Origin of the sequence: Neolewinella agarilytica (genome assembly GCF_900110645.1) — a bacterium.
GTDB classification, from domain to species: domain Bacteria; phylum Bacteroidota; class Bacteroidia; order Chitinophagales; family Saprospiraceae; genus Neolewinella; species Neolewinella agarilytica.
This window is the reverse complement of the sequence record NZ_FOFB01000005.1, coordinates 245459-261675: the sequence shown is the minus strand read 5'-3', so window position 1 is coordinate 261675 and position 16217 is coordinate 245459. Positions and strand designations below refer to the sequence as shown.

The 16217-nt window shown below is 55.6% G+C and carries 7 protein-coding genes; all 7 read left to right on the top strand.

Annotation, left to right across the window (positions count from 1 at the left end; all coding sequences use genetic code 11):
* The first annotated feature begins 6 nt into the window (after positions 1-6).
* Complete coding sequence (locus BM123_RS06635; protein ID WP_090166541.1) at positions 7-3444, top strand: glycosyl hydrolase; 3438 nt, start codon at positions 7-9, stop codon at positions 3442-3444.
* An 80-nt stretch (positions 3445-3524) separates the two neighbouring features.
* Positions 3525-6902: a glycosyl hydrolase gene (locus BM123_RS06630; protein ID WP_090166539.1), complete on the top strand. Its 3378-nt coding sequence runs from the start codon at positions 3525-3527 to the stop codon at positions 6900-6902.
* A gap of 2 nt (positions 6903-6904) precedes the next feature.
* Positions 6905-7108 (top strand): hypothetical protein, encoded by a 204-nt coding sequence (locus tag BM123_RS06625; RefSeq protein WP_090166537.1) that lies wholly within the window; start codon positions 6905-6907, stop codon positions 7106-7108.
* An 86-nt stretch (positions 7109-7194) separates the two neighbouring features.
* Positions 7195-9444, top strand: coding sequence for a glycoside hydrolase family 3 N-terminal domain-containing protein (locus tag BM123_RS06620; protein ID WP_090166535.1), 2250 nt, complete (start codon positions 7195-7197; stop codon positions 9442-9444).
* A gap of 114 nt (positions 9445-9558) precedes the next feature.
* Positions 9559-12060 carry a hypothetical protein gene (locus BM123_RS06615; RefSeq protein ID WP_139211791.1) on the top strand — a complete coding sequence of 834 codons (2502 nt, stop codon included), beginning with the start codon at positions 9559-9561 and terminating at the stop codon, positions 12058-12060.
* Positions 12061-12127: 67 nt separating this feature from the next.
* Positions 12128-13459 (top strand): sulfatase-like hydrolase/transferase, encoded by a 1332-nt coding sequence (locus tag BM123_RS06610; protein WP_245748459.1) that lies wholly within the window; start codon positions 12128-12130, stop codon positions 13457-13459.
* Positions 13447-16167 carry an alpha-L-rhamnosidase gene (locus BM123_RS06605; protein ID WP_090166531.1) on the top strand — a complete coding sequence of 907 codons (2721 nt, stop codon included), beginning with the start codon at positions 13447-13449 and terminating at the stop codon, positions 16165-16167. Before BM123_RS06610 ends, BM123_RS06605 begins: the two co-directional genes overlap by 13 nt.
* The last annotated feature ends 50 nt before the right edge of the window (positions 16168-16217 follow it).

Sequence of the window (16217 nt, the reverse complement as noted above, 5' to 3'; positions counted from 1 at the left end):
TCCAGTATGCAACGTTGCTTCTCCGTTTTACTACTCGCCTTCCTGACGGGAGTGTTTGCCTGCGAAGGAGAGAGCGTTCGAATGGTTGGCAAGGTTTCCGTGCCGGGTCCGGCGGAACTGGAGACTGGTTTTCTCAACCCGCCCGACGAAGCCAAACCGCGCACCTGGTTCCACGCCATGAGCGCCAACATGAGCAAGGAGGGATTGACTAAAGATTTGGAATCTATGGCGGAAGTCGGGATTGGCGGCCTGTTGCTCTTCAACGTAAGCCAGGGCATTCCGGTAGGTGATGTGGTCTACAACTCCGATCGTCACCACCAGATGATTGCCCACGCCGCAGCGGAATCCGAGCGACTCGGCCTGAGTTTCGGCGTCCACAACTGCGACGGATGGAGCAGTAGTGGCGGGCCCTGGGTGAAGCCGGAGGAGTCGATGAAAATGCTGGTGTGGAGCGAAAAGTTGGTGCAAGGGGAAGGGGGTAAAGGGGGAGAGGAGAAAGAGGTGAAGGGGGTAAAGTTGGGCCTTCCGACTAAGCGGGAAAATTATTACGAGGACATTGCAGTGGTGGCCTATCCCAGCCTGGGGAGCGAATTTGAAGACGAGCAAAGAAAGCCGGTTGTCTCAGCTTCCGACCCGACTTTCGACGTGGAGCTCGTAGCGGATGGTCGGCTGGACGCAGAAGCCCGCCTGGGGGAGAAAAAAGCTTCGGCTCCCTGGCTGGAGTTTCGGTATGAACATCCGGCAAGAATTCGCTCGGCCAGTGCCGTATTCACCGACCGCCACGTGACGGTGATGCTGCAAACTTCGTCCGATGAAGGCCGAACCTGGAAGGATGAACGAGAGCTGCTCAAGGTTCGTACAGGAAAGGGAGAATGGGCCGTTAACGATCACTTCGACTTCATAGAATCGCGTTATTTCCGTCTGCAATTCAGCGAAAGCGTGGAGCTGCGGGAAGCGACCTTGAGCCGGACCTACCTCGTGGAAAATCCGCTGGGCCGCATAGCCATGGCCCGTACTGAAAACAGTGATTTTGGCGACATCGGAACGCCGCCGCCGGGCATGATCATTGATCCGGACAAGGTACTCGATCTGAGTGAGTATATGAACGAGGACGGGGTACTGACCTATGACTTCCCACCGGGCAACTGGACCGTCCTCCGCTTCGGCCAGACCTCCACCGGAGCTTTTAACAACCCGGCCAGCTGGGAAGGCCGCGGATTGGAAGTGGACAAAATGAGCCGGCAGGCCTTTAAAACCCACTACGATGCCTTCATCAGAAAGGTGGTGGACAACTCGAGCCCGGTCGCACCGAACGCCCTGCAGTACGTCGAAATCGACAGCTACGAGGCGGGTGGGCAGAACTGGACAACGGGATTCGATTCAATTTTCCGGGCGCGAAAGGGCTACGACCTGATCCGGTTTCTTCCGTTGGTGGCGGGGCGTTTTATGGGTACTTCGGCCAGCTCAGTTAAGGGCGCGGCCGCAGGTGCAAAATTGGTTGGAGAGCAGGGTGCGTCCGAAGCAGTTCTTCACGACTTCCGCGAAGTCATCACCGACCTCATTACCGAGAACTACTTTGCCTACTTCACCGAACTCTGCCACGCCGACGGCCTGAAGACCTACGTGGAACCCTACGGCTTCGGCCCGCTCAACGATCTGGACATCGGCGGCACCTGTGATCTGCCGATGGGCGAGTTCTGGATGAACCGCGAGATGACAATGGTGGAAAGCGCCGTCTCCGCCGCCCACATCTACGGCAAGCCGGTGGTCTCGGCCGAGTCGTTCACCTCCACGCCCCAGATCAACTGGCGGGGCAACCCCGCCATGGCCAAACTAAGCGGTGACCGCGCCTGGGCCCGGGGCATCAACGAGTTTATGTTTCATCGCTTCGCCCACCAGGCCAATCCCAACGTGACGCCCGGGATGACGATGAACCGCTGGGGTTTCCACTTTGACCGAACCCAGACCTGGTGGTACAACGCCGGCAAGGATTGGTTCCGCTACATCGCCCGGGGGTCTTACCTCCTGCGCCAGGGGCATCCCGTGGCCGACCTGATGATCTTCGTCGGAGACGGCAAGCCAAACTCCCGCTTCAAGTGGGACGACTTCGACCCCGCCATCCCCAAGTGGCTGAACTACGACAACGTGAACGCCGATGTGCTCATCAACCGCGCCGGACTGGCCGACGGGGCGATTACCCTGCCGGAGGGTGGCCACTATCCGCTGCTGGCGCTGAAAAACTGTGACCATCTTAGCTTGCCGACCCTACGGCGGCTGGTGGAGATTGCCGAAAGCGGGGTGACCGTCATTGGAGATCGCCCCAAAGCACTAATGGGCTACGGTCATACCAAAAAAGACTACGCCGCTTTTACCGAACTGGCCGAGCGACTGGCCGCACACCTGCACCCGGCAAGCGACTGGGAAGCACACCTGGCGAACCACGACCTGACGCCCGACCTTCGGGCGGCCGGTAATGACAGCCTCATCTACGAACACCGTCGTGTCGGGGCCACTGACATTTACTTTCTCGTTAACGAAAGCTCCTCGCCCGATACACTCCTCCTCGACCTACGAGTGCGGGGCAAGCGGCCCGAGCGCTGGAATCCGCTGACCGGGGCCATCACCCCCATCCGTCGTTACGCCGCAACAGCTACCGGCACCCGCATCCACCTGGCGCTAGAGGGCGAGGAAAGTGCCTTTTTAGTCTTCCGCGATGATTTGCCGATGATGGCTCCCCTCGCTATTGAGCAGTGGGACAAGTCGGAGCTGCGGGTGCTCGGCTACCGGCCCATTGATGAACCGTGGAAAGTGATCTTCCGAAAGTTTGGCCGGTACCCGAACACTAACTCAACTGCCTTCCCCCGGCAGCAGACCCTGACCTATGGGCATCAGGCAGGCTTTAGCCACGCCGTTGATTTTCCTGAACTAACTGACTGGAAAGAACGTCCGGAAGAAGCAATCAAATACTACTCCGGGACGGCAAACTACCGGACGGAATTTGACTTTCACCCCACCAGCAATGCTACCTACCATCTCGATCTGGGTGAAGTAGACATCGTTGCCGAAGTAAAACTCAACGGTCGTAATCTGGGAGTACAGTGGATGAAACCCTTCCGGTTGGACGTCACCGACGCGCTAAGGGAAGGCAACAACGTCCTGAAAATTGCCGTAACCAACCTTTGGAGCAACCGCCTCATCGGCGAAGAGCGGTATCCGAAGCAGGACGGTGGGTATCAGATGGATGGTTACCACCCCAGGAAGAAAATGCCAGCCTGGTACGTCAACAATGAGCCCCTTCCGCTCGGACCAAGAACGACTTTCACTACGGCGGATTTTTATGATGCAGACGATGAGTTACTCCCTTCGGGGCTGAAGGGACCGGTACGAATCATTGCGCTACAAGAACTTCCCCTTGCACCTGCGGCCGCGCCCAAAAAAGATTAACCGTGGTTGAGACGCTGTGCGTCGAATGCCAATTTTTATTCGACGCTCAGCGTCTCAACCAACGATTTATACGAATCACTATGTCTAAAATTAGTTTTCTGCTGGTGTTTATGATAGGTTGGACTACCATCCTGACCGCCCAGCTTTCCGAAGCAATATTTCAGAACCCCGCTCCCGGATTTCGCCCCAAAACCTGGCTCCACGTCATGAGCGAGAACATGTCGGCCGAAGGCATGACCAAGGATCTGGAAGCCATTGCTGAAGTTGGCATCGGCGGCGTGTTAGTCTTCAACGTCACTCAGGGTATTCCCGTTGGCGACGTCAAGTTCAACTCCGACGAGCACACCTCTATCATGGCTCATGCGGCAGCGGAGTGCCAGCGTTTGGGCCTTACCTTCGGCCTGCACAACTGTGATGGCTGGAGCAGTAGCGGCGGCCCCTGGAACACACCGGAAAACTCGATGAAGCAGGTGGTTTGGGCGCGGACGCAGGTGCAGGGGCGAAGGATAAAAGCAAAGTTGAACCACCCCCAGGTAACGGCGGGTTTCTACGAAGACATTGCCACCCTCGCCTGGCCCGCCAGCCCGGAGGAGCTGGCTGATGCGGCGGCTGAATACGAAGTAATTGCCTCTGACTCAAAAACGGACCTGACCGTGCTTACCGACGGTCTCCACGAAGGTATCACCCAACTGAAAGTGCCACGGGGGGAAGAAGGCTGGGTGCAGTTCAGCTACACCCAGCCCTTTACGCTCCGATCCCTCTACCTGCTGAGTGACTTCAAGCCCGAGCTCCGTCTGCAAACTTCCGACGACGGCAATAACTGGACCGAAGCCGCCAACCTGAGCCTCAGGACCACCGGCAAACACGAGTACGCCGTGGCCTTCACCCACGCGGGCCTGACCGCGCGCTACTTCCGGATAGTAACGACCAAGGGGGCAGACCTGCGGGAGGTCAGCCTCAGTGCTGTGCCCCGAATGCCCGACTGGCTCGACCGTAGCTCGCTCGCCCGCACCGAAGACGGGCGAATGAAGCAGCTTCCGGCAATTCCGGCAATTGACCCGACACAAGTCATCGACCTGAGCGATAAAGTAGACGCCGACGGTCGGCTCACCGCCAAACTCCCCAAAGGCGAGTGGACCATCATGCGCTTCGGCTACACCTCCACCGGGGCGGTCAACATTCCCGCCTCGGCGAGCGGGCGCGGACTGGAAGCCGACAAATTGCGGCGGGCACCGCTGAAGATCCACTACGACGCCTACGTCGGCAAGGTGGTAAAGGCTTCGCCCCCCGGCAGCGTAGGTTTCGTGGAGATCGACAGCTACGAGGTCGGTGGGCAAAACTGGACCCAGGGTTTCCGGGATACCTTCCTGACGGAATACGGCTACGATATTCTGCCTTTCCTGCCGCTCTTCGCCGGCCGCCTCATCGGAGAGGCGGAGACCGCCGATCGGGTACAGCGCGACGTTCGCAATTTGATCGCCCGCATGCTCAACGATAACTACTACGCTTACTTCACCGAGCTGGCTAATGCCGACGGGCTGCAGACCTACGTTGAGCCCTACGGCGGCGGTCCGCTCAACAACCTGGCCGCCGGTGGCCGGGCGAACATCCCGATGGGCGAGTTCTGGCTCAAACGCCCCACCGGGCGTTACGGCAGCGCGGTCTCGGCGGCGCGGACTTACGGTAAAAACATCGTCTCGGCCGAGGCTTTTACCGCCTTCGACTGGGCCGGCAACTGGGGCATTCACCCGGCGGAAATGAAGGCCGACAACGACCTGAACTGGACACGCGGCTTTAACGAATACGTCTTCCACCGTTTCGCCCACCAGCCCAACACTAAGGTTACGCCCGGCATGACGATGAATAGATGGGGCGTCCACTATGACCGCACCCAGACCTGGTGGAACAATGCGGGCAAGGCCTTCAACGAGTACATCGCCCGGGGGCAGTACCTGTTGCGACAGGGGGTACCGGTGTCGGACGTGCTGGTCTTTGTGGGGGACGGTTCGCCGAACGGCTTTATAGGCCGGGATGACCTTTCGGTCCACTTGCCCCGGAGCGTCAACTACGACTGCGTGAACGACGAAGTGCTACAGGGGCGCTTGGGCGCAGACGCAGGTGCTCGCGTCGATGGGGGTGAAGGGGACCCCATCGTAAGCCTCCCTGAGGGAACCGAGTACCGCATCCTGATGCTGGAGAACAGCCGGACGATGACGTTGGCTACCCTGAGAAAAATCAAGGCGCTGGCGGAGGCGGGGGTGCCGATTGTGGGCGAACAGCCCAAGGAACTGATGGGCCATAAAAATCAGCCTGCGGACCATGCGGAATTTGACCAACTGACCAAAGTTATCTGGTCAATGCCGAATGTACGGAAATCGGCCTCCATAGTTGAGGTAATGAACGAGCTAGGACTAGAAGCGGACTTTGTCACCCAAGACAGTACCGCCTTGGAATATGTACATCGGCGTGATGGAGACACCGACATATACTTCATTCATAACCCTGGCGATAGTTCTGTTTACGGCTCCTATATGTTCCGGGTCACCGGTAAGATTCCAGAAATATGGGATGCGGCCTCGGGGAAGATCTTGAAATCCGCAATTTTCAATGATTACGAGCGGGGAACCTACACGCAAATCAAGTTAGCCGCTCATGAATCTGTATTCGTGGTATTCCGTGAAGACAATTCGGAGTTGAATACCATGATTGACTACGTCAGTCCTCACGCACCAATAATCGTAGGCGAAGACAACACTCCTTATCTCGTAGCGACCTCTCCCGAGAAATACTACGTAATTCAGGATGCAGCGCGTAAATACCCGCAGGCTGACTTACCCGCCGTGTTATCCCTGAACAATATCTGGTCCGTCGACTTTGACCGCAGAGGCGGCTACGGCGGCACCCAAACCATGACCACCCTCACCGACTGGAAAGACCACCCCCTCGATTCCATCCGCTACTTCTCCGGAACGGCGACCTACACGACAGACTTCGAGGTACCACCCGGTTACCTCGGAAAAGACAAACGGCTAACCCTTGATTTGGGCGACGTCCAGATTGCGGCGGAGGTCACCATTAACGGCCGGGCGGTACGTATTCTATGGAAACCACCTTACACCGTTGACGTAACCGACTACGTCAAGGCGGGCAACAACCAGTTGGAGGTTGCCGTCACGAACACCTGGGCCAACAGACTGATTGGCGACGAACGCTACCCCCAGCAAGACGCGGGCTACAGCCGGGAGGGTTACCGCAACGGTTACAACGTCACCAAGCCGATGGTGGACTGGTATATAAATAATGAGCCGCTGCCTCCCGGGCCGAGGGCGACCTTCTCCACCGCTGACTTCTACAAAAAGGATGATCCATTGGTGGCTTCGGGGCTTTTAGGGCCGGTCCGGTTGATCCCCGTTCAATTACTTCCCCTTGCACCTGCGGCCGCGCCCGAAAAAGATTGATGATGAAGCAACTACTCTTCGTGATATTCATGTGTTTTGGCAGCGTCCTCCCCAAAATCACCGGCCTCGACGTCATGAAAATAATAACGCTGATGAACGGCTCTGCGTCCGGCGGAAACTTTCGGGTAGATGTGTACCGGATGGCACCGGATGGTCCTTTAGCTACCAATACCGATTTTGCCCTTAAGCCACTTGAAAAAGGATAATCATTCGCAAGCCTCACCGTACCGCCGACTTCAGTCGGCAAACTTTTATTCATCACGCCGACTGAAGTTGGCGGTACAAACAAAACATGAAACACTACCTTCCAGTTCTCCTCCTTTTTTTCACGCTTTCTGCCTGTGCCCAACAGCCCTACCAAAACGCTCAGCTTTCTATTGATGAGCGGGTAGCTGATCTGCTGAGTAAAATGACCGTCGAGGAGAAGGTGATGCAGATGCGGATCTTTCATGCTAACAAGGGCATCAAAATCGACGATGCCGGTAATCTCAGTCTTGAGGGGGACACCAAAGAGCGCCTCCGTCTCGGTATTGCGGGCATAAAGAACCCCGGTGAGCACAACGACCCCGTGGCCGCGGCGAAGGGTAACAACGCCCTGCAGAAATACATCATTGAGAACAATCGCTTTGGTATCCCGGCGCTGTTCGTTACCGAGTCCTACAACGGAGTAGATGCGGAAGGTTGCACCAAATTCGGCCGGCCGATTACCTCCGCGGCCAGTTTTAACCCGGAGCTCACCCACCGGCAGTGGCTCGTGGTGGGAAATGAAGCCCGCCTGCGCGGCATGCACATGTGTCATAGCCCGGAAGCGGACGTGGTGCGCGACCCCCGCTTCGGGCGTATGAGCGAAGCCTTCGGGGAGGATACCTACCTGGTGAAGGAAAACGTTGTAGCCGCCATCACCGGTGTGCAGGGCAACTACGATGGCTTGGGAAAAGGGACACACATCGGGGCCGTGGCGAAACACTTTGCGGGCTATGGGCAGGTGCTGGGCGGTACTAATTTCGCCGCCATTGAGATTAGTGAGCGGACGCTGATCGATGAGATATTTCCGCCCTTTGAGGCGGCCGTTAAGGAAGCCCGCACGCTGGGTATTATGGCCAGCCACGGCGACCTCAACGGGGTGGCCAGCCACGCCAATCCCTGGCTGCTCACCGAAGTTCTGCGCAAACAATGGGGCTTTAAGGGCTACACCGTCTCTGATGCTAACGATATCGGCCGGCTCTTCTACTTCATGGGCGTTGCCGAAACACCCGAAGATGCTGCACTCCTAGGCCTCCGTGCCGGAATGGACGTTGACCTTTATGCCGATGACGCCTACTCGCTGCTGCCCGGACTGGCCAAAAAAATGCCGGAAATCATGACTTACATCGACCGCTCCGCCGGCCATGTGTTACGCACAAAGATGATCCTCGGACTGTTTGAAAATCCCTACATAGATGTGAGGGAGACCGAACGGCGGGTTCGGATGACCTCCTCTCTGGCGTTGGCGCGGGAAGCAGACGAAGAGTCGATCGTGCTGTTGAAGAACGACAATAAGGCCTTACCCATTAGTAAGTCTACGGCAAAGAAAATAGCCCTCCTCGGCCCGATTTTACGGGAGACCAGTCTTGAGCAGTTTCAGAAAATAGCACCGGGTGTTGAGTTCGTGGCGGAGCAGGGATTTCGCTTAACGGATGAGCAACGGGCCGTGCCAAAAGTGAACGAGAATACCGACGCTGCTCTGGATAAGCTGGTGGGCATCGCCCGCACGGCTGACGTCAACATTCTGTTCCTGGGGGGAGATGAGCACACTGCCAAGGAAGGCTTTTTCAATAATGCGCTCGGTGACCGGGCGAGCATTGATCCCGTCGGGCCACAAGACGAGTTGCTTCGTCGGGTGAAAGCCCTGGGCAAGCCGACCATCGTGGTCTTCACGCACCGCAGAACACTTTCCATTAACGGCTTTGACGAACACGCTGATGCCATTCTAGATGGCTGGGACCTCAGCGAGTTTGGCGATGAAGCCATGGCTAAAATGATCTTCGGAGACGCCAACCCCAGTGGTAAATGCCCCAGCACGGTGCCGCGCCACATTGGCCAGCTTCCTTTTCACTACAGCGGTAAACGGATCAATAATAAAAAAGGGTATCTGTTCATGGAAAACGGCCCACTATATCCCTTCGGGCACGGGCTCAGCTACACCAGCTTCGACTATTCTAATGCCAGGGTTTCCGCCCCTACACTAACGGTACCCGGCATGATCACGGCGAGCGTCAAGGTGACCAATACCGGTAGTATGGCGGGCAAAGAAGTTGTCCAGCTTTACCTGACCGACGAGATCGGTTCAGTCACGAGGCCGGCTAAAGAACTGAAGGCTTTCAAGAAAATTCTACTGCAGCCGGGGGAAACCAAGACAGTGTCTTTTAAGATTACGCCGGAGATGCTGGCGTTTACACGCCTGGATATGACGAAGGGGGTGGAAACAGGAGATTACACCATCCTGCTGGGTACTTCTTCTGCAGAAGGAGAAACGGTCAAATTCCGATTAATCGCTGACTAAATGGACGTAAGCAAGCTTATTATTTGTTTCCTTTTGGCTGCTTGGTTTAGTGGCTGCAGCACTTATGTGCAGGTGCAAAGCGAGTCTTCTGAAGAGCAACGTCCTATGATTTGGGTGCGCCCTTCAGAGCGCCCGGCCATTCTTGCTAAAATTGCTGACAACGAATCCGTAGCAAAATACTACGCTGCCTTTGCCGCAAGGGTAGGGGACGACCTCCGCAGCTGGGAACAAGACCCGGAAGCCTACTTCAGGCAACTTCCTTTTAGTGCCGATCCCGCAGAAAAGCAGATGATTCCTCCCTTTAAAACCTACACGAGCTTTAGTGGGGCCGACCGGGAAGAGCAGGATCGTATGATGCACCAGCTACAAACTGCCGTCGATTGCGGTGTTCTCTACTTCCTCACCGAGGAGGAGCGCTACGCCCGATATGCCGCTGATGTATTACACACTTTCGTACAGGCACTTACCCAGATGCCACTGAATACTGACCACTATAATGCCGGATGGATTTATACGCAGGATCACCTGCGCGAAGCCCGTGAGATCGGCGCTCAGCTTCCCCTCATCTACGACTTTATTCAGCCCTGGCTGGAGGCCAACGGCAAGGTATTTGACCTCGGAAAAGGAACTGAGGTAGCCTTTGATCAGACTCGTGCAACAGATGTATTCCGTACCTACGCCGAGCTGGCCCTGACAAGAGGGGGCACCGGCCACAACTGGCCCATTCTGGAAGCCGCCAGTTTGGTGGGTAACGCACTGGCCTTGCCCGACCCCGCCGAGCGGGCGCATTACCTGAAGTTCTTCCTCAAAGAGGACACGAAACGGCAGGATGCCCTGCCCACCATCGGCGCTTTTTATGATGCCCACGGCGGCAGCTGGCCGGAAAGCTTTGGCTACTCCCAGCACGTCGGAGAGTTTCTGACTTACCTCTTTGCCGTCTTGTCTCATCACGATCCTTCTTCCGGGCTCGTTGGCCAATATCCACAGGTAGTGGCGGCTCTGCCAGAAGCGTACTATTTTACTTATCCTGGCGGCAAAGAGACCATCCTGCACGGCGACGGTCACCGTGCGTATCACCCCATGATCAAAGGTTATGAAATCGCTTATCATCTCGGGCAGCGGGAAGGCCGGCCGGAACTGACCAGAACTTTCGGCCCGCTGATCAATCACTCCGTCCAGTCAGGTGACTACAAACGTTTTGCCCCGCCCGGCCAAAGAACTTACCCCGCCTCGCCCTACCGCGAGCCCGTAAAACTACTTTGGTTTGAACCGGAGGTGCCAACCCAGGCGGGCGAGTACCCCCTGCCGGTAACTGATGAACTGCCTTTCGCCGGCATCACCATACAGCGTAATCTCTCCCCCTCCGGTAAAGCAGAAGACGGGCTGATGGGCTTCATTGGCGGAGGGTCCTACGTCCACGGCCACGCCACGGGCCTGAGTATGGAGTTGTTTGGCAAGGGTTTTGTACTGGGTGGTAAGGGCGGCAGAACCCAATACCGGACCGAAATCCATGATAACTACTACCGCATTTTTGCCAGCAACAATACGGTAATTGTAAATGGAGCTTCCCAATCCTCCGGCGGGTGGGTGAGCCTGGGCACTGACCGGGCCAGGCGACTGGCAGCGGAGCCCGAACCAGATGCCCCGCCCGTTTCTCCTGATTTCAGTTTCACGACCGCTGCCTTCCGGGATACGGTAGGCGATGCCGCTGAGGCTTATCAGGAGCGGACCCTGGGCATCATTCGCACTTCGGACTCGACCGGTTACTATGTCGACCTGTTTCGTTCGCACTCTGAGTTGCCGGAGCAGTACCATGATTACATCTACCGCAACCCGGGCGAAAGCCTTGTCCTGCGTGCGGGCGAAAAAAATATAGAGCTTAGTCCCACACCTGAACGCTATCAGGCGAATGCAAACGATGAATGGAAAAGCAACCGCTCCTTCCGGCATCCGGGCTGGCACTACTTTGAAGACGTGAAGACTTCTGCGCAGATTTCAAAGGATGTAACGGTAACCTTCAGGGCCGAAAAACTGGGCCCGCAGCCCATTCAAATGAGGGCCTTCCTGCCCGGGCAACCGAACCGGAGCTATACAACGGCGACCTCACCGCCGCTAACCGAAGGGCCGGATCAGTACCGAAAAGAACGGGCACCAACGCTGGTCATTCGCCAGGAAGGTTCTGCCTGGGACACCCCTTTCGCTGTCGTTTATGAGCCCGCAATGGCCGGAGAGAGCAGCATTGCTGCTGTGGAGGCCATCCGGCGCGAACGCAGGTGCGAAGGAATTCTTGTGAAGAGCAATGAGCGGACCGGAGGAATTACCCAACTCGTGTTGCTGCCAACTGACCCAGACAAAACGATCCATTACCCTAACTATGATATTAGTTTCCGGGGGAGGTACGCAGTGGTAACCCTGACTGCTTCCGGAGAGCTGCAATCTGTCTACCTCGGCCAAGGTGAAAAAATAAAAGTCGGGCGACACACCATCCGTTCGGCGGGTGAAGAAAGTGTGTCGGCCTTTATCAACCTAAGCTCCCCACAACAGAAAGTCTCTACTTCGGAGCCACTGTACTTCAGTTATTCGGGGGAACCGGAGAAACTCGTTAAACCTGACTAGTTCGCACTTGTCTCTCCCTTGCTCTTTTATTTTTCACTGCATCCTGCGGCCGCGCAAAAACAACAATATGAAAGGTAATTATTACATCCTGATCTTAATTTTTGCCAGTATGGCCTTTGCTTTTTGCGGAGAGACAGCCGATGTCCCGGAAGAAACCATTGAGCAAAAAACACCGAACATCGTCTTCATCATCTCTGATGACCAGGCCTGGACCGACTACGGCTTTATGGGGCACAAGCAGCTCAAAACCCCAAACATCGATAAGCTGGCTAATGAAGGACTCACTTTCGTGCAAAGTTACGTGCCTACCTCACTCTGCGCCCCCTCCCTGGCCTCCATTGTAACCGGGGTCTATCCACGCCGGCACCAGGTGTTGGGTAACGACCGGATGCTACCGACCGACAAGCCAAAAGACAAAGCGGATAGAAGGAAAATAAGGGCTGAGCGCTACCGGCCGGTCATTGATCATTTCAAACAGCTCAACACCCTGCCCGAAATGCTGAAGGATAAAGGGTATCTCTCTTTTCAAACCGGTAAGTGGTGGCTTGGGAATTACGCCAACGGCGGCTTCGACCGGGGGATGACACATGGGGATCCCGCAAGGGGAGGCCGACACGGAGACTATGGACTGGAGATTGGCCGAAATGGAATGGACACCCTGTTTAACTATATCGACTACGCCCTGGAGGAAGAAAAACCCTTCTTCGTCTGGTACGCACCTTATTTGCCCCACCGGCCCCATAACCCGCCAGACAGCCTCTTCCAGAAGTACCTGCCCCTGGCCCCAAGTGAATATGTGGCCAAATACTGGGCTATGTGTGAATGGTTCGACAATACTTGTGGTGAGTTGATTGACTACCTGGACGAGAAAGGACAAAACGAAAATACGCTGTACGTCTACGTATGTGATAACGGTTGGGTACAAGAAGAGAATGCTGCGGGATACACCAAAAACTCTAAACGTTCTCCCTACGATTACGGCATGAGAACGCCAATCATCTATAAATGGAGTGGGCACATTGAACCCGGTTACAACTCCCGTTCCCTGGCAAGTAGCCTGGATATAGTGCCAACCGTGCTAAGTCTCCTCGGTATGGAGCGGCCGGAGGGCTTAGATGGTATCAATGTGCTGGATAAGCTTGCTTTAGAGAAGCGGGAGACCCTCTACGGAGAAATCTATGCCCACGACTTTACGACCGTAGACAACAGCCTGTTTTATCAAATGGCCATTACCAGCCCTTATAAAATAATTGTTCCGAACAAGGCAAACAAGCCCAATGAAACGGTACAGTTGTATGATATCATAAAGGACCCCTTCGAGCAAAAGGACTTAGCGGCTGATAAGCCCGAAATCGTTGAACAACTTATAAATAAAATTGAAGCGTCATGGAATCAATGAAAAGACACAACCACTTTGCTCCGCTGAAGCGGATGAGCATCAATGTACTCTTGTTGGCAGGCTCTTTTTTGTTGGTTACCTGCGCGGGCACGGCGCCAGAGGCGCCCAACGGACTCACCATCAGTGAAGGTTTCGAAGACCCCCTGGGGTTTTATGACGCCTCTCCCACCTTTTCCTGGAAGCTGCCCGCTGCGGGGGAGCAGGCCGCTTATGAGATTGAGGTTACAGATGCCGATGGAGCCACGGTGTGGCAGTCGGGTCGGGTAAACACATCTGCTACAGTTGGTGTGCCTTACGCCGGCCCCGAGTTGCAGTCACGCCAGCAACTGGAATGGCGGGTGCGTTACGAAAACCCGTCGGGCGAGCTGTCCGGATGGTCCGAATCCGCTTCCGTAGAATATGGCCTCCTGACGAATGAGGACTGGCAGGGGAAATGGGTTGGAGCGACCACGCCTGCGGAAACCACTGAGTTTAATCTGCCTTTCTTCCGTCCACAGACCCTGCGGAAGAACTTTACCATCGACGGATTGCCGGAACAAGCCCGTTTATACATCACCGCCAAGGGTGTTTTTCGCGCTCAACTCAACGGCCAACGCATCGGGAACGATGAGATGACTCCGGGATACACCCCCTACCAGCACCGCATCGAAACGTTGACATATGACGTGACGGACCTCCTGCAAGTTGGAGAAAATGAGCTTACGGCTACACTTTCCGAAGGTTGGTATGCCGGTCGGATTGGCTACACACTTCCGCAGTGGACTAATACCGATTCTCCTCGTCTGCTCGCTCAACTGGAAACCGACGGTCAGGTACTGGTCGTCACCGACGAAAGTTGGCAAACCCAGCCAGCTACGCCGCTTACCTATTCCAGTATCTACGACGGAGAGTTCTATTCTGAGCTTCAACCGACCGAGCCCCCGGTCCCCGTGATCGCCGAAGCACTGGAGCCTACCGTAATGTTGCGTCCTAAACGGCACGCTACCGTTAAGATTCGTAAAACTCTGCCTACCCAAAACATCACTTCTGTTAAGCCTGGAGCCACCATTTTCGACCTTGGCCAAAACATGGTGGGCGTACCACACCTACGGGTTCCCGTAAAAAAAGGAGATACCCTATGGGTTCGTTTTGCCGAAATGCTGGATTTGGACGGGGACATCTTTACTAAGAATTACCGATCTGCCCGTTCGACGGATTATTACGTAGCGGCCGAAGACGGCAAGATCGACTGGACGCCCTCTTTCACCTTTCACGGCTTCCGCTACGTTGAATTATCGGGCTATTCGCCCCAGGCTACTCCGGCTAAGGGTTGGGTGGAAGGCAAGGTGCTGTATTCTGATTTTAGCACAGCAGGTACTTTCACCAGTTCTCACTCTAAGCTGAACCAACTGCAGCAGAACATCGAATGGGGGCTGCGGGGTAACTTTCTCGATATTCCTACCGACTGCCCGCAGCGAGACGAACGCCTTGGGTGGACCGGAGACGCCCAGGTTTTTGCCCCTACCTCCTTGTTCCTGACCAGCACCCACGCCTTTTGGGCTTCCTGGCTGCAAAGTATGCGTGAAGAACAGCTACCCAACGGTGCCATTCCGTTCATCATTCCCAACATCAATGTCAAACGAAGCAGTGCTGGCTGGGGAGATGCGGCGACCATCATTCCCTGGGAGGTCTACTTTCGTACGGGAGACACTACCGTCTTACGGGAAAATTACGATATGATGCGCCAGTGGGTCGGCTATTACGAAAGTAAGGCTAAAGACCACCTGGTTGACTTCCAGAGTTTTGGGGACTGGCTTCAGCCATACCCCGCTAACGGGAACAACAGGGGAGATACTCCCCGGGAGTTTATCTGCACAGCCTATTTTGCCCGTAGTACAGAATTATGCGGGCGCGCAGCGCGGGTGCTGGGCAGGGTAGAAGAAGCAAAGCAGCTCGATCGCTTGCATCAATCCATTAAAACGGCTTTACGCCAGGCCTACTTCGATGAGGCCGGGCGCATTACCCAGGACCGGGCGACGCAGACAGCTTATCTGCTTGCCCTGGGCTTCGACTTGTTACCGGAAAAGTTGGCTCCACTGGCCGTCAATCACCTCATCAACGAGATCGAGCTTGCTGATGGTCACCTCAGGACCGGCTTTCTGGGCACCCCTCTTCTCGCCCCCGTATTGGATCGCTATGGCCATGCTGAACTGGCCTACAAGCTTCTTTTTCGCGAGACCTACCCCAGCTGGTTCTATTCCATCAATCAGGGAGCCACGACTATGTGGGAACGCTGGAATAGCTACACCCTAAAAGACGGCTTTAACCCCGGAGGTATGAACTCCTTTAACCACTATGCATACGGGGCTATCGGTCAGTGGATGTACGAGCGAGTGGCAGGAATTGCCCCCAGAGCCCCTGGTTACCGGGAAATTAGTTTTGCGCCGGTCATTAATCCGCCACTAACCTCCGCTGCCGCGACCCACGAATCTCCCTACGGTCACATCAGCAGTGCCTGGACCGTCATCGACGGCCACCTGGACTGGGAAATAATAGTTCCTCCTAACAGTACTGGCTTCATAACGATACCCAAGGGCTATAAGGCAGATTACCAACTAATTCAAATAGCTGATGACGGAAGCACGGTAGCAGGTGAAGCAACAAACTCTAACGAAGAGCTGAGATTAACGTCTGGTAAGTACAGAGTTACGAGTACTCTGAACAAGTAAATCAACATGAAAGCAGCACATTTCAACCCAAGAAGGAAAGTATTCAGGTG